Source organism: Bdellovibrio sp. HM001, assembly GCF_055397275.1.
Map to the genome: position 1 here is coordinate 3253132 of NZ_AP029174.1, position 14349 is coordinate 3267480.

The following is a 14349-nucleotide window of genomic DNA, read 5'->3' on the forward strand; positions in this document are numbered from 1 at the left end:
CATGACCAAATCCTTCATCAAACCCCATATCAAGACGGCATTGGCGATCCTCTGGTTCGCCTTTACGTTCTCGCTGGTGGGATGGTGGTGGATTTACTTCCTGATCAAGCTCAGTCCGGAAAATGCATCCCTGGAAGAGATGAAGTTTTCCCATCGCATGTTTGCGTGGGAGGGCTCCATCCTTTTGGCAGCAATCTTGTTTGGCGGCATTGCGCTGGTGATCTTCACTTACCGTGATCAAAAGCGCCACCAACGTCTGCGTTTCTTCTTTTCGACCTTCAGCCATGACATCAAGACCTCCATCGCCCGTCTGCGCCTGCAGGCCGAAGTTTTGGAAGAGGATCTGAACACCACTTCCCATCCCGTCATGAAACGCCTGATTCAGGATATCCAGCGCCTGGATTTGCAGCTTGAAAATTCCTTGTTGCTGGCGAATCTGGAAGCCGGAACTCTTTTAAAAGAGCAGGTTTCCTTAAGTGAACTTCTTTCCAGTCTGCGCAGTGAGTTTTCTGAACTTACTGTGGAGCTTGAGCGTGAAGCCAAAATCCTTGGCGATCGCCGTGCCCTCTTGAGTGTGTTGCGCAATTTGCTGCAAAACTCAGTTTTGCATGGAAAAGCCACTACGGTAAAAATCAAAGTCCGTCCGCATAGCGAAGGCCGCATCGAGCTGACCTTGCAGGATAACGGCCTGGGCTTTAAAGGTATTTTAAAAAAACTCGGCTCTGAAATTCTAATGTCCCAGGATGTTCGCAGCAACGGCATCGGATTGCTTTTGACCAAACGCCTTCTGGAAAAGATGAAGGGCGATATCTGGTTTGAATCCAAGGAAAATGAAGGCTTTATATCTCACATCGAACTGCAAGGAACTTTGCCATGAGAAAAATTCTTCTGGTCGAGGACGATATTTCCCTGGGTGAAACTCTGAACGAACGCCTGAAGCGCGACTATGATGTCGCCTGGGCGAAAAATCTTTCAGAAGCCTGGTCTTTGTTCTCAAAGACCAAGGACTTTGATCTGGCGATTCTGGATGTGGGTTTGCCTGATGGCAGCGGTTTTGAGCTGGCAGCGAAGATCCGCCAGGCTTCTTCGATCCTGTTTTTGTTTTTGACGGCTCAGGCCGATGCGGAATCCCGCCTGAAGGGGTTTGAGCTGGGCGCGGAAGAATACATTCCCAAGCCGTTCCATTTGAAAGAACTTCTGATCCGCGTGAAACACGTTCTGGATGCCCATGCGCCGACACGTGAACTGCAGCTTGAGACCTGCACCGTGAACTTCACGCAGATGTCGGTCACAAAAAAAACCGGACAGATCGAATATCCGCCGGTGACGGATCTGAAGATTCTGCAGCTTTTGATTGAAAAATCACCCCGCGTGCTAAGCCGGGATGAAATTATGAATGAAATCTGGGGCGTTGATAAAAACCCCAGTCATAGAACTATCGACAACATTATTGTGCGCTTGCGCCAGCTTCTGGGCGACGACGGAGAAAAACACATCCGTTCAGTTCGCGGGGTTGGCTATCAGTGGTCCACAGAGGAGGCAACATGAATCCATTATTCCAAAACGCTCTTAAGAGAACTCCTCAGGCGGTGCCACCTATCTGGTTTATGCGTCAGGCCGGTCGTTATCACAAACACTATCAAGGCATGCGCGCGAATCATTCTTTTGATGAACTTTGCAAAAAGCCCGAGTTGGCAGCGGAAGTCGCTCGTGGTCCGGTGGCAGAGTTTGACTTTGACGTGTCCATCCTGTTCAGCGACATCCTGTTCCCTTTGGAAGCTTTGGGCATGGGTCTGGAGTACACGGATCACGGTCCGCAACTGGGCTTTAAATTGAACCCGGAAACCCTGGGTCAGCTTGGCGGCGTGGAAGAAGCCGTCAAGTTCATGCACTTCCAAAAGGAAGCCGTTCAGGCAACCCGCGCGGTTCTGCCTTCCAACAAAAGTCTGATCGGCTTTGTCGGCGGTCCTTGGACACTGTTCGTTTATGCGGTGGAAGGTTCTCACGCTGGCTCGTTGATTCAGTCTAAAAAACTGGCTCCGATGTTCCCGCAGTTCCTTGAAAAGATGTATCCATTGCTTAAAGAAAATATCCGTCTGCAACTGGAAGGCGGCGTGGAGATCGTGATGATCTTTGACACTGCCGCTGGCGAAGTGTCGCCTCTGTTCTTTAAGGAATGGATCCAACCGGTTCTGACTCGTCTGTCGCAGGACTACCCGGGCAAAATCGGTTACTATTCCAAAGGCACCCAGGCCGTGTTCTTTGACGAAGCCTTCCGCGCGCTTCCTTGGGCGGGGCAGGGCTTTGATCACCGCTGTTATATCCCTGAATGCTTCAACATCCAGAATAAGGGTTTTGTGCAAGGAAACTTCGATCAAAGCCTGTTGTTCATGGAAGAAAGCGATTTCAAAAAAGCCGTTCAGACCTTCTTGAAACCAATGAAAGACATGAGCATTGAACAACGCGCAGGCTGGGTTTGCGGCCTAGGCCACGGGGTCTTGCCAAAGACCCCTGAAAAGCACGTAAAGCTGCTCGTAGATACTGTTCGTGAGGTGTTGTCATGATGAAAGATCTTTTAGCAAAATATGATGTTCCGGCTCCCCGTTACACTTCCTACCCGACAGTGCCTTACTGGGAAACCAACCCCACCACCGACCAATGGGTGCAGCATCTGCGCGCGACCTTGAAGGAAGGCACTGGCGGCTGGTCGTTGTATCTGCACATCCCGTTCTGTGAAAGTCTTTGCACTTTCTGCGGATGCAACAACATCATCACCAAAGACCACAAACGCGAAACACCTTATGTGGATATGGTGCTGAAAGAATGGCAGCTGTACCTGGATCGTGTTCCCGAGCTTCTGGAAAAGCCGCTAAAGCACATTCACTTGGGCGGCGGAACGCCGACTTTCCTTTCTGCAGAAGCCTTGACCCAGTTACTTAAGCCCATCTTGTCCCGCGTGAAAATCGACACAAAGGATTTTGAAGGCTCTATCGAAGTGGATCCCCGTCGAACCAATGTTGAGCAGCTAAAAGCACTGCGTGAGCTGGGCTTTAACCGTGTCAGCATGGGTGTTCAGGATTTCCACCCCGAAGTTCAGCGCCTGGTGAATCGTATTCAACCCCTGGAAATCACTCAGAAGCTGACTCAGGAAGCCCGCGATATGGGCTACACTTCCGTGAACTTTGACTTGATCTATGGACTGGCAAAACAAACTCCAGAATCCATCACAGAAACAGCCAAGGCAACCGTGGCACTAAGACCAGATCGTATTGCCTTGTACAGCTTTGCGCTTGTACCGTGGATCAAGCCCGCACAGCGTCTGTTCAAGGACGAAGATCTGCCAAAGTCTGCTGAAAAGCGTGAGCTTTATGAGATCGCCCGCGGCATTCTGCTGGACGGCGGATATGTTGAAGTCGGCATGGATCACTTTGCTCTTCCAACCGACAATCTTTGCATCGCCATGAATGAAAAGCGTTTGCATCGAAACTTTATGGGTTACACGGATCAACGCACCGACGTTCTTTTGGGCATGGGTGTTTCCTCTATTTCTGAAACACCTTACAGCTTCCATCAAAATGAAAAAGTTCTGCCACTGTATGAAGCCGCTCTGAATGAAGGACGCCTGCCGACCCTGCGTGGTCATATCCTGACTGACGAAGACAAGGTCCGCCGCGAGCAAATCCTTCAGCTGATGACAAACTTTGAGGTGTCATTCATCAATGAAGAACAAGAGGCCAAGTCCAAAGAATTCCTTGCTGAAATGATCAAGGATGCCCTGGTCGAGGTCAAAGATCACAAACTGTTGGTTAAAGAGGAGGGTCGCCCCTTCCTGCGTAACGCTTGTGTCTTTTTTGATGAGCGCTTGAAAAACAAACAACCTCAAACGAAGATCTTCTCTCAATCCATATGAAAACAGTGCACGTGATCGGCGCGGGCTTTGCGGGACTGACGGTTTCTCTAAGACTCGCCCAAAAAGGCTTTCAAGTTGAACTCTATGAAACCGCCGCTCGGGTCGGTGGCCTGTTGGGCACCGATCAGACGGAATATGGTATCGCTGAACGCGCTGCCAATGCGCTGATCCGCACCGAAAAATCAGAGGCGCTGTTTAAAGAACTGGGAGTTCCGGTCAGCCTGCCCTTGGAGTCTTCTAAAAAAAGATTCTTGTTCCGTGGCTCACCGAAAACATGGCCTTTAAGTTTGTTTGAAACCCTTGCGACTCTGGCCCGGGTTCTGCCACAGGTTTTTCTGCGGGGAAAAAAAGGCTTTAAGCCGCAGGCCGGGGAAACCCTGCAAACCTGGGGCGAGCGTCATCTGGGGAAAGCCCCCACACGATTTATTCTGGGACCGGCCATGCAGGGCATCTATGGCAATGAAATCACCGATCTCAGCGCCAGTCTGATTCTGGGGCCGATTTTCTCCCGAACCAAAAAAGGAAAATACCAAGGTCTTCTGACAGGTCCGGGAGGCATGCAGGATTTGGTGAATCATCTGGAGCAGCGCCTTCGTGAATTGGGCGTGAACATCCACCTGAATACAAACATCAAACTGGAAAACCTGCAGGGCCCTGTTGTGGTGGCCACTTCCGCCAAAGCCGCTGCCGAACTGACCAAGGTTCGTTACCCCAGCGTGGCTCAGGTTCTTTCGCGCATACAGATGTCGTCATTGATGAGTGTGACTTTGTTCTTCGCAAAGGCCCAGGACAAGTTCAAAGGATTTGGCTGCCTGATCCCACGTGGTTTTGATCTGAAAGCTCTGGGAGTTCTGATGAATTCCTATATCTTTAAGGACCGCGACAAAACTTACAACGAAACCTGGATCCTGGGCGGCGCCAAAGAAGAAAAGATTTTGGATCTGAACGATGCGGATCTGCTCAAACTGATCGCGGAAGAGCGCTTCCGTATTCTGGGACAAAAAGACAGTCTGCTGGATTATCGCATCAACCGCTGGAAGAATGCCCTTCCCTATTACAATGTGCAGCTGGAAGAATCCCTGGCAGATCTAGATCAAGTGCAGCTGCCACAGGATCTTCATCTGCATGGCAATTATCTAAGTGGCATCGGATTAAGTAAAATTTTAGAACGCAGTGACCTCATTGCAGAAAAAATTGCGAGTCAACATGAGTAAAAAAGGTCTTTTGCTAATTAATATCGGAAGCCCTCGCTCTTATGAAGTCGAGGATGTGAAGAAATACCTGACAGCCTTTTTGATGGATAAGGAAGTGATCAATCTTCCCTTCCTGCTGCGCTGGCCACTGGTAAACCTGCTGATCGTGCCTCGCCGAGCCCCCTTTTCAGCCGAAAACTACAAAAAAGTCTGGATGGACGAAGGCTCCCCGATTGCCGTTTACACGCGTCGTTTTGCCAATGATCTGAAAAAACATCTGGGCGATGACTATGTGGTTAAAATCGGTTTGCGTTACAGTGAACCTTCCGTGGAAACAGCTTTACAGGAACTGGTGGATGCCAAAGTTGATGAAATCATCGTGGCCCCGATGTTCCCGCAGTACGCGGAAGCCACCAATGGAAGCTCCTTCAATCTTGTCGATGAGCTGGTAAAATCTCAGGGAATTAAAATCCCTCTGCGCCGACTGCCGGCCTTCTTCGACCAGCCCGCCTTTATCGAGCCCTCTGTCGAAATTGCGCGCGAGTCCTTACAGGACAAGGAAGTCGATCACTATCTGTTTTCCTTCCATGGTCTGCCGGAAAGTCACATTCGCAGAATTGAAGGCTGCCTGATCTCCGAGGACTGCTGCTTTGAGAAAAATGCCTGTGCTAAGAACTGCTATCGGGCGCAGTGTTTTGCCTCAGCCACCAAGATCGCAGAATCCCTGAATCTGCAACCAAGTCACTGGAGCGTTTCCTTCCAATCACGTTTGGGACGAGCCGAGTGGCTGAAGCCTGCAACGGATCACAGTCTGGAAGTCCTGGCGAAAACAGGTAAGAAGAATATCGCAGTGATCTGTCCATCCTTTGTCGCCGATTGTATCGAGACATTGGAAGAAATCGGCATGGGAGGCCAAGAGACCTTCCACGAGTTCGGCGGTGAAAATTACTATCTGGTTCCTTGTGTGAATGAAAATCCACAATGGGTTCAAGGCTTCGCCAAGCTGATTCAGAACCTGCCGACAAAGTCCGTCTAAGGAATGAAAGATAAAAGCAGTGGCACCAGAATGGCCGTCATCAGGCCATTCAATGCCATGGCAAGACCGGCAAAAGCCCCCGCCATTTCGCCGATCTGAAAAGCACGCACAGTTCCCAGACCGTGGGCAGCCAGGCCCATGGCAAATCCTTTCACCACCGGATCCTGCACCCGCACCAGCTTCATGACGGTCGTTGCGATGATAGCTCCGGCAATCCCGGTGATCATGACAAACACGGTGGCCAGCGAAGGGGCGCCTCCGATCTTTTCAGCAATACCCATGGCAATCGGAGTCGTCACGGACTTCGGAGTCAGCGCCAGCAACACTTCATGCGGAAGCCCAAACAGCGCACCGAAAAAGACCGCACTTAAAATACCCACTGTCGAACCGATCACCAAAGCCACCATCAAAGGGGCCAGTACTTTTTTTAGCTTTTCCAGCTGATTGTATAGCGGCAACGCCAAGGCCACGGTCGCCGGTCCCAACATAAAATGAATCGGTCGTACTGCCTGGAAATAGTCTTTGTAGGGAATTTTACTGACAAGCAGAACCAGCACCACTGCGAGCATGGTCAGCACGGGTGGACTTAGCAACGGATGATCTTTCCCCCAACTGCTCAGACGACGGGCTACCAGATAAAAACCCAAGGTCACAATCAGTGCCAGAAGCTCAATCATGCTGGGCCCCCTTTGGATCCAACCTTCATCAACTGGTGAAAGATCATGGCTGTCACTCCCAAAGTGATCACCGTGCTTAACAGAACCGTCACCACCATACCCACACCATAGCGCCCGAAAAGATCAAAGTAATCTATGACACCGACCCCGGCTGGAACAAAAAACAACGCCAAGTGTGCCGTGATAGAACGACTGAGAGACTCCACCTTGTCCTTCAGTGACGGTTTCAGCACCAGAGCGACAAAAAAGAACACCATCCCCAAAACCGGCCCGGGAATAAAAAGATTCAGGAAGTGCACAACGGCTTCACCTAAAAGCTGGAAGGAAAGCAGGATCAATAAAGCTAAAATCATGATCTTCGCACTATACCACTATCTCATTTTGAGACAACTGCCGAGGTCGTATCCGGGTCTGCGATTTGCAGTCACTTAAAACAGATTCAAAGAGAGTGAGCTTATCTATGATTAAGATTGGAAGATTCCTGGCATTTGCAGCTGTCAGCCTGACCTTCGCCTCCCACGCCCTGGCGCTTTCGGCGGAAGCACTTTTGGCCCGCGACCTGCGGGCTGCCAAGATTCAGTTCGGACAAGAACAGCGCCTGTATCATTACTTTGATATCTACCGTGAAGAGGACAGCTCCACTCAGGCCCTGATGACATCTCCAGAGGGGCGACGAAAGATTATGCTAGACCGCATTTCATATGCGACCTCAAAGTTCTGGGCTCCGGCTTCCGCCGCTAAAGGGCTTTTTGCAGGGGAAGGGCTTTATCTTGCCATTGATCCCAGTATTTCTGAAAGTTACGGAAAAATGCTGATCGAATTTAAGGTCAATCCTTCGACCTTCTATATTAACCTGGCTCGCGGAGTTTATCTTCAGTCGGACACCGTAAAAGCCATTTATGCCGAACACCACCTGACAGCTGATCCAGGTTTTGAAATCCCCGATTCCATGCGTATCTCGGAGATGACCCTGAACACGATTCTGCGCCCGGAAAATGCGCGCTTCCGCTCTTTGTTACAAAGAGCCTTGAAGGCAGAAAACATTATGATGGCCGAATATCTCTGGCGCTCTGACTTGGATGTCATCTGCGGGGAAGAGTCTCTGCAAACAGCCTTCGTCTATATTGGAACGGACCCCACTCTTCCCGAGTTCAGCTCCGTTGAGATGGCTGACGTCAAGCAGGCTTATCCTTCCCTGAGCCTGACCAGGTCGGAACAGATTGCCTCGATTGAAGCCCAAAAACTGATAACTTTGATCCGGGTGAATCAGGATGCGGGATCTCATCAGGAAAAGGTTCAAAATGCCCTGTCCATATATAAGTCAGAACAAAGTCTGCATAAAACACTCGGGACCCTGCACGGGTGTTCCCCTTAGCTCCCCCAAGGTGCCGACAAATTGGGGCACCTTCGTCAACGGGATGGACATCTCCGTTGATTCTGAGGTGACTGAGGAGGATCTCATGTTGGTACGGATTGTGAAATAACCGGATTGTCTCAAAGGAGAGGTTGTTGATGTTTACAGGTCTAACCAAAAAAATACTGCACGTTTCTGTTGGTACGCTCCTGATTAGTTCCGCGGCATCTGCCAAGGTCTATCTGAATTCCATGTGCCACATGGCTGCGAATTCAACTCAAGGTGCTGTTCAAGGTGACAAGAACAAGGATGATAAGTTCCCACTGGCGTCGATTTCAAAAGTCGTAACCGCACTTTGGGCCATTGATCGTCTTGGGCCTGACTACCGCTATACAACCAAACTCCACATCACCCCGACAGCCAATGGTTCGGTGGACATTCATATTGAAGGCAGCCGCGACCCTATGTTCGGTCGCAATCTTAGCTACTTCCTGATTTCAGAGCTCAACCGCATGAAAATCAAAAAAGTGGAGAAGATGACGTTCGATGAAAACTTCCTTCTGACCTGGAAGGCCGAGGAAAAACCTTTGGTGGCCGGCACGACTCCTAAATACGAAACGGTGGAACAACAGGCCTCTGTCGTGCGCAGTACGATCATCAATGCTTTGGGCACGGCCGTGCAACCTTTGATGTACCAGTCGCTTAAATCCAAAGCGGCCCGTATCGGTGTTAAAATGGAATCGTTGCCAAGCCTCAGTATTCGCAACGTCGCTTATGTTCCAAAAGCAACATTCAAAAAAGATGCGCAAACAAAAACAGTTCTTTTGAGATCGGCACCTCTTCGTTCCATTCTAAAAAGAATGAACAATCAGTCCAATAACTATATCGCAGACACCCTGTTCTGGAATCTGGGTGGCACTGATAAATTTGAACAGTATGTAAAGACAACTTTGGCAGCCAGCGATGAAGACATCGTCTTCTACAATGGTTCCGGAAACAACGAAGGTTCCGTTGCCAGACCAATTTACAACGAAGCCACCTGTGAAATGATGGTGAAGGTTCTTTATCGTCTTGATAAAAAACTGGCTGAAAAAGGATATGATTTAAGTGATGTGATGGCTGTTGCCGGGAAAGATCGTGATTCCACAGTTAAGAACTACAGCGGCGTCATGTCAGCCTCCACGATTGCAAAGACAGGCAGCGTGAACAAAGCCAAGACTTTGGCAGGAAGTATTTCCACTAAAAACGGTGAAATTTATTTCGCGGTTCTTATGCATACCGATCAGGACAAAAATCGTTCTGACTGGGGTGTTGCCAGCCAGCAGATCAAAAACAAAGTGGCTCAGCTGATCAACACCAACGGTGGCCCGAAAAGAATCAACTACACCGAGCAGTTGCCTCTGCCATTTGATGCTAAATCTTATCTCGTAGCTGCAGCTGCACCAGCCGTGGTTGCGAAAAAATAGAGAAGGTGATTTATGAGCAAGAAATCCATGGTCCTGGCTGCGCTGATCTTCTTCTTCGCCGGACTTCTTCACGGGACAGCCTTTGCCGGAACCGGCAAGGCTTCCGCGGCTCTGAACGAGGCTGCTGAGCAAGGTGATCTTGCCAAAGTGAAGTCCTTGCTGACGAAAAATAAAATCGATCTTAACGCCCAGGACAGCACCGGCATGACACCTTTGATGATGGCATCCATGGGCGGGAACCTGGATATCGTAAAGTTTCTTCTTTCTAAGAAAGTGAAACTGGAACTAAAAAACAACGGTGGTGAAACAGCTCTGGCTTTTGCTGTCACCAATGACAACTATGAAGTGGCTCAGGCCCTGATCGCCGCTGGTGCCAACGTGGATATTACCGTCGCCGGTGACGAGCAGGACACTTTATTCATGAGAGCCGCCGCCAACGACAAGAAGACGGCAGAAATCATTCTGAAAAAGAACAAGGCTCTGATCAACAAAACCAATAAACTGGGTGAGACAGCTTTGTTCTCGGTAGCCCGCTATGGAACACCTGAAGACATTCAGTTCTTGATCAAACACGGTGCGAACCTGAAGCTGAAAAACTCCAAAGGTCAGACTGCATTGGATGTGGCAAAAGAAGCCAGCAATGCGGACACGACGGCTCTTTTAGCCAAAAAAATTAAGAAGTAAAAATTAGAGTCATTGAAAATAAAAAAGCCTGCATCCATTCGGAGCAGGCTTTTTCTTTTTTCAATCCCCGGAAAGGATTAAGAGAACAGACGCTTGAAGAATCCTGCGACCTTTTGGCCGATGGATTTCTGCGCCGCCACTGGAACTCTTTTCTTGGCAGAAGCTCCCTGACGTTGTTGCGGTTGACCGTGCGGCTTGCGAGCCTGCTGTTCTTGTCTTGGTTTCTGCTCACCACGTTTTTGGTCGTGTTGACGTTTTGGTCCGCCTTCATGCTGTCTTTTCGGACGGTTGTCCTGACGGCCTGGTTGACCTTGGCCTTGACCACCGGCCTGCGCAGACTTCTGCTGACCTTCTGGACGTGGACCACGCTCTGGACGAGGTCCGCGATCACCGCGTTCACGGCGAGGGCCACGGTCGCCTTCACGGCGCGGGCCTCTGTCACCACCACGGCCGCCTTCACGAGGCGCACGTGCACGATCCAAAGACTTTGGATAATGACCTTCGAAGTGGGAAGACATCGGTTTGAATTCTTTGACCAGCTGGTCATTTTCCAGATAGCCCACTTCGATTTTGTGTTTCAAATAGTCTTCGATACGAGCCAAAGATTCGATATCTTTGTCACCCACCAAAGAAAACGCCTGACCCGTTGTACCCGCACGACCAGTACGGCCAATACGGTGAACATAGGATTCAGAGTCCATCGGAAGCTCGAAGTTCACAACCATGTCCACACCCTTGATGTCCAGACCGCGAGCCGCAACGTCTGTAGCAACAAGAATGTTCATGTCGTTTTCAGCCTTGAATTGTTCAATCACGCGGTTGCGCTGAGCTTGAGTCAAAAGGCTGGAAATCGCCATCGCCGGAATTCCGTTTTCAGTCAGGAACTTCGCAATTCTTTCCACGCTCATTTTAAAGTTCGTGAAGATGATGGCTTGTTTGGGATTATGCACTTTCAGCAAAGACAAAAGGTGCTGAGGCTTTTCATCGCTTCCCACGTGGAAAATCTGGTCTTTCACGTTTTCTGCTTTGGCCTGGTCACGACTGATGTTGATTTCAACCGGCTCGGAACCGAACTGGTAAATCGTGTTCAAAACATCAAAGTTCAAAGTCGCACTGAACACCAGCAACTGACGTTCACGAGGAACACGTTGCAGGATGTATTTCATGTCGTCCTTGAAACCCATGTCGAACATACGGTCGGCTTCGTCGAAAACAATCGCACGAACTTGTTTCAAATCAACAAGGTGCTCTTTGTACAGGTCAATCAAGCGGCCTGGGGTTGCCACGATAAACTCAACACCGTTTTTAAGCGCCTCTTTTTGTTTGTCGTAACCCGTTCCACCGTAAATCGCAAAACCGCGAAGGCCTGAATCCACACTCAACTTGTTAATGTTGTCCTGAACCTGCTCGGCCAGCTCACGTGTCGGCACCAGAATCAGAATAAAATTCTGAGGTTTCCAATCCGCGAAAGCGCGTTTTTCAATCACGGCTTTTTGTTCTTCAGAAACTTCACCCTGAGCCGGGCGAGCGCGCAAAATACGCTCCATCAAAGGAATCAGGAAGGCTGCCGTTTTTCCGGTGCCTGTTTGCGCAAGACCAGCAACGTCTTTGCCATCAAGAACAGGAGGCATGGCCTGTTCCTGGATTGGGGTGCAATCATCGTAGCCAATTTTTTGGATTGCAGATACTAATAGGGAATCTAAATTCAATTCTGAGAATTTCAACTTTCATTACTCCGGTCTGAAGCTTCCAAGCTACTTAGCAGGAAGCTAAAAGTCAAAGCAGGGGCTTAAAAGCCGCCCACAAACATTTTCAAGGCTTCTGTAAAAGCCTGAGGTTGATCTGAGTGGACCCAATGTCCAGCTCCGGGGATTACGACGCCCTTCATCATAGGATTGCTAGCCAGCATCTTGTCGTAATTTTCCTGCGATAGTTCCTTGGAGTTGGCTCCTCGCACCAGCAGGGTCGGCATTTTCAGGGACTTCACCTCATCCCATCTCTCGCCCGTTCTTCCCAATCGAACGGATTCAATAATGCCCTTTTTCGAAAAGCGCCAATCCACAGTGCCATTGGGCTGCTCGGTCATATTCGAATAGAAATAATTGGCCATGACCTGGATGTTCTCGCGGGTCTTTGCGGTTTTCACAAAGTCCTCAAAGAAATAGCGTTTGGCCTCTTCTCGGGTGGCAAACGGCGTCGGCACCAAATTCAATAAATATTCGTAATACTCGTGAGCCTGGGGGTTGGCTTCTGGTCCAATGTCCTCAATCACCAACTGGGACACATATTCCGGGAACCGTGAGGCAAAGTTCAAAACATTGCGCCCTCCCATGGAATGGCCGACCAAAACGAACTGATCCCACCCCAACTCGTCCACAATCATTTTGAGGTCATCGGCATAATCTTCCGGGCTGTAACCTTCTGCCGGTTGGAAAGACCGGCCATGGCCCCGTTGATCGAACGCCAGACAACGCTCGGTCGCCTCCAGCCCCTGAATGATCTTGCGCCAGTTCTGCCCATAGCCCATAAGGCCGTGAACGAAAACCCATTTGCGCCCGTCTTCGGGGCCATAGACATGATGGTAGAAATTATTGAGGTAAGACATAACTTTTTATACTCCTCCGAACCCGCGCCGTCATGTTGATTTATTCAAAAGACCCTCAATTATTTCAAGGACTTAAGATCAAAGACTTGTCCTGCGGGTCTTTTATTATTCACGTTTGAATTTTGATGCGAAGGGATGTAGATTCACCCTCAATGACTGCCCAACAAAAACCCCAGCTCCACGAGGACTGGATCGACTCCTACGCATTAAGAATTGTTCGGAACCTTCAAGACGCCGGTTTTGAAACCTACCTTGTCGGTGGTTGCGTTCGAGATTTGCTTGTAGGGATTCATCCTAAAGATTTTGATATTGCCACCAGTGCCCACCCCAATCAGGTGCGCAAAAAAGTTCCCAATGCTTACGTGATTGGCCGCCGCTTCAAGCTGGTGCTTGTCAAACGCGGTGATCAACAGTTCGAGGTCGCGACCTTCCGTCGCAATGTGACCCAGGAAGAACTGGCTGAGCAAGGTGATGACAGTGTTGAAGGTGACAACTATTTCGGAACGGTTCAGGAAGATGCGGTTCGCCGCGACTTTACCTGCAATGCGGTCTTCTATGATCCAGGCGCTCACAAGCTGATCGATTATTGCGGCGGTATTCAGGATATCGAAAATCGTGTCTTGCGCATGATCGGCGATCCTAAAGAGCGCTTCATCGAAGATCCAATTCGCATTCTGCGCGCCATTCGCCTGTCGCACAAACTGCATTTTTCCATTGAATCCAGCATGCGTGCAGCGATTGCGGAATGCAGTGGCGAACTGAAAAAATCCGTTCTTCCGCGCCGTCGTGAAGAATGGCTGAAGTTCATGCGCCTGAAAGAGCCGCACCTGGCCTTCATGGAGCTGTTTGATCTGCATATTCTGGAACAGATCCTGCCGGGCTTGCAGTCTGTGTTTGTAAACCCCGCGAAGATGGAAACCTTTGAATTGCATATGGCTCGCATGAATACCGCCGGCATTGATAAGAATGATCCGACGGAGCTGTTTGCCGCCTTTATGATGGGCTTTATGAAAGCTCAGTATGGCGAAGATCCGTGGAATCACGATGAACTGGCCAACGATGCCAAGCTTGCCTACTTCATGCGAGAGGAAATGGGCATCTTCAAACAGGAAGCCGCTGTGTTCTTTAAAGCCTTGCACGTCATGCAGGGCCTTCACCGTATCGAGCAGTACAGCCGCAAAGGCGAACGCCGTCAGGCGGCTTTCGTGATGAACGAAGCCTTCCCACTGGCGATGAAGCTGGCGATCATGGATTTCTCGTTGTCACCGGCGCAGATGTTGTTCTGGAATCAGCAGCTTGAGAAGTTTTCCCGTTCCGGCGCCTTTGCCCGGGCCAAGCACGAAGAAACCCACCACTAAGTTCCCTCAGCGTCTCAATTCAAGTCATTTCAAATTGAATTGAGACCAATTTATTGAAGCTCCCCT

The 14349-nt window shown here is 49.8% G+C and carries 14 protein-coding genes; 10 read left to right on the forward strand and 4 right to left on the reverse strand.

Annotation, left to right across the window (positions count from 1 at the left end; all coding sequences use genetic code 11):
* The first annotated feature begins 1 nt into the window (after nucleotide 1).
* From ACZ5ZZ_RS15270 to hemH, 6 genes are read left to right on the forward strand one after another with little or no spacing between them, the layout of a single operon-like run.
* The gene (locus tag ACZ5ZZ_RS15270; RefSeq protein ID WP_464140137.1) at nucleotides 2-877 is read left to right on the forward strand and encodes a sensor histidine kinase; all 876 of its coding nucleotides are present in this window, start codon (nucleotides 2-4) and stop codon (nucleotides 875-877) included.
* Nucleotides 874-1548, forward strand: coding sequence for a response regulator transcription factor (locus ACZ5ZZ_RS15275; RefSeq protein ID WP_464140139.1), 675 nt, complete (start codon nucleotides 874-876; stop codon nucleotides 1546-1548). Before ACZ5ZZ_RS15270 ends, ACZ5ZZ_RS15275 begins: the two co-directional genes overlap by 4 nt.
* Nucleotides 1545-2564 carry a uroporphyrinogen decarboxylase family protein gene (locus tag ACZ5ZZ_RS15280; RefSeq protein WP_464132139.1) on the forward strand — a complete coding sequence of 340 codons (1020 nt, stop codon included), beginning with the start codon at nucleotides 1545-1547 and terminating at the stop codon, nucleotides 2562-2564. The genes ACZ5ZZ_RS15275 and ACZ5ZZ_RS15280 overlap by 4 nt, the downstream gene beginning before the upstream one ends.
* The gene (gene hemN, locus ACZ5ZZ_RS15285; protein WP_464132140.1) at nucleotides 2561-3910 is read left to right on the forward strand and encodes an oxygen-independent coproporphyrinogen III oxidase; all 1350 of its coding nucleotides are present in this window, start codon (nucleotides 2561-2563) and stop codon (nucleotides 3908-3910) included. Before ACZ5ZZ_RS15280 ends, hemN begins: the two co-directional genes overlap by 4 nt.
* A complete protein-coding gene (locus ACZ5ZZ_RS15290; protein ID WP_464140141.1) occupies nucleotides 3907-5124 on the forward strand; it encodes a protoporphyrinogen/coproporphyrinogen oxidase in 1218 nt (405 codons plus the stop codon). The genes hemN and ACZ5ZZ_RS15290 overlap by 4 nt, the downstream gene beginning before the upstream one ends.
* Nucleotides 5117-6139: a ferrochelatase gene (gene hemH / locus ACZ5ZZ_RS15295; protein WP_464132144.1), complete on the forward strand. Its 1023-nt coding sequence runs from the start codon at nucleotides 5117-5119 to the stop codon at nucleotides 6137-6139. Before ACZ5ZZ_RS15290 ends, hemH begins: the two co-directional genes overlap by 8 nt.
* Here hemH and ACZ5ZZ_RS15300 read toward each other — a convergent pair.
* Nucleotides 6136-6816, reverse strand: coding sequence for an LrgB family protein (locus tag ACZ5ZZ_RS15300; RefSeq protein WP_464140143.1), 681 nt, complete (start codon nucleotides 6814-6816; stop codon nucleotides 6136-6138). The genes hemH and ACZ5ZZ_RS15300 overlap by 4 nt on opposite strands.
* The gene (locus tag ACZ5ZZ_RS15305; RefSeq protein WP_464118603.1) at nucleotides 6813-7169 is read right to left on the reverse strand and encodes a CidA/LrgA family protein; all 357 of its coding nucleotides are present in this window, start codon (nucleotides 7167-7169) and stop codon (nucleotides 6813-6815) included. The genes ACZ5ZZ_RS15300 and ACZ5ZZ_RS15305 overlap by 4 nt, the downstream gene beginning before the upstream one ends.
* A 107-nt stretch (nucleotides 7170-7276) precedes the next feature.
* Here ACZ5ZZ_RS15305 and ACZ5ZZ_RS15310 point away from each other — a divergent pair, with 107 nt between their 5' ends.
* From ACZ5ZZ_RS15310 to ACZ5ZZ_RS15320, 3 genes are all read left to right on the forward strand, one after another.
* Entirely contained in the window at nucleotides 7277-8191 is a 915-nt protein-coding gene (locus ACZ5ZZ_RS15310; RefSeq protein WP_464140145.1) for a hypothetical protein, read from the forward strand.
* A 137-nt stretch (nucleotides 8192-8328) separates the two neighbouring features.
* Nucleotides 8329-9636, forward strand: a complete 1308-nt coding sequence (locus ACZ5ZZ_RS15315) for a D-alanyl-D-alanine carboxypeptidase (RefSeq protein ID WP_464140146.1) — start codon at nucleotides 8329-8331, stop codon at nucleotides 9634-9636.
* A 12-nt stretch (nucleotides 9637-9648) separates the two neighbouring features.
* Nucleotides 9649-10320 carry an ankyrin repeat domain-containing protein gene (locus ACZ5ZZ_RS15320; RefSeq protein WP_464118606.1) on the forward strand — a complete coding sequence of 224 codons (672 nt, stop codon included), beginning with the start codon at nucleotides 9649-9651 and terminating at the stop codon, nucleotides 10318-10320.
* A gap of 77 nt (nucleotides 10321-10397) precedes the next feature.
* Here the strand turns inward: ACZ5ZZ_RS15320 and ACZ5ZZ_RS15325 are convergent, their stop codons facing one another.
* Nucleotides 10398-12044 (reverse strand): DEAD/DEAH box helicase, encoded by a 1647-nt coding sequence (locus ACZ5ZZ_RS15325; protein ID WP_464132148.1) that lies wholly within the window; start codon nucleotides 12042-12044, stop codon nucleotides 10398-10400.
* Between the two features lie 65 nt (nucleotides 12045-12109).
* Nucleotides 12110-12925 carry an alpha/beta fold hydrolase gene (locus tag ACZ5ZZ_RS15330; protein WP_464132150.1) on the reverse strand — a complete coding sequence of 272 codons (816 nt, stop codon included), beginning with the start codon at nucleotides 12923-12925 and terminating at the stop codon, nucleotides 12110-12112.
* 152 nt (nucleotides 12926-13077) lie between these two features.
* Here ACZ5ZZ_RS15330 and ACZ5ZZ_RS15335 point away from each other — a divergent pair, with 152 nt between their 5' ends.
* Nucleotides 13078-14283: a CCA tRNA nucleotidyltransferase gene (locus ACZ5ZZ_RS15335; protein ID WP_464132151.1), complete on the forward strand. Its 1206-nt coding sequence runs from the start codon at nucleotides 13078-13080 to the stop codon at nucleotides 14281-14283.
* Nucleotides 14284-14349: the final 66 nt, after the last annotated feature.

Bases quoted from the DNA above. Each gene is read 5' to 3' on its own strand.
- ACZ5ZZ_RS15270 (WP_464140137.1), top strand. From the start codon at position 2: ATGACCAAATCCTTCATCAAACCCCATATCAAGACGGCATTGGCGATC.
- ACZ5ZZ_RS15275 (WP_464140139.1), top strand. From the start codon at position 874: ATGAGAAAAATTCTTCTGGTCGAGGACGATATTTCCCTGGGTGAAACT.
- ACZ5ZZ_RS15280 (WP_464132139.1), top strand. From the start codon at position 1,545: ATGAATCCATTATTCCAAAACGCTCTTAAGAGAACTCCTCAGGCGGTG.
- hemN (WP_464132140.1), top strand. From the start codon at position 2,561: ATGATGAAAGATCTTTTAGCAAAATATGATGTTCCGGCTCCCCGTTAC.
- ACZ5ZZ_RS15290 (WP_464140141.1), top strand. From the start codon at position 3,907: ATGAAAACAGTGCACGTGATCGGCGCGGGCTTTGCGGGACTGACGGTT.
- hemH (WP_464132144.1), top strand. From the start codon at position 5,117: ATGAGTAAAAAAGGTCTTTTGCTAATTAATATCGGAAGCCCTCGCTCT.
- ACZ5ZZ_RS15300 (WP_464140143.1), bottom strand. From the start codon at position 6,816: ATGATTGAGCTTCTGGCACTGATTGTGACCTTGGGTTTTTATCTGGTA.
- ACZ5ZZ_RS15305 (WP_464118603.1), bottom strand. From the start codon at position 7,169: ATGATTTTAGCTTTATTGATCCTGCTTTCCTTCCAGCTTTTAGGTGAA.
- ACZ5ZZ_RS15310 (WP_464140145.1), top strand. From the start codon at position 7,277: ATGATTAAGATTGGAAGATTCCTGGCATTTGCAGCTGTCAGCCTGACC.
- ACZ5ZZ_RS15315 (WP_464140146.1), top strand. From the start codon at position 8,329: ATGTTTACAGGTCTAACCAAAAAAATACTGCACGTTTCTGTTGGTACG.
- ACZ5ZZ_RS15320 (WP_464118606.1), top strand. From the start codon at position 9,649: ATGAGCAAGAAATCCATGGTCCTGGCTGCGCTGATCTTCTTCTTCGCC.
- ACZ5ZZ_RS15330 (WP_464132150.1), bottom strand. From the start codon at position 12,925: ATGTCTTACCTCAATAATTTCTACCATCATGTCTATGGCCCCGAAGAC.
- ACZ5ZZ_RS15335 (WP_464132151.1), top strand. From the start codon at position 13,078: ATGACTGCCCAACAAAAACCCCAGCTCCACGAGGACTGGATCGACTCC.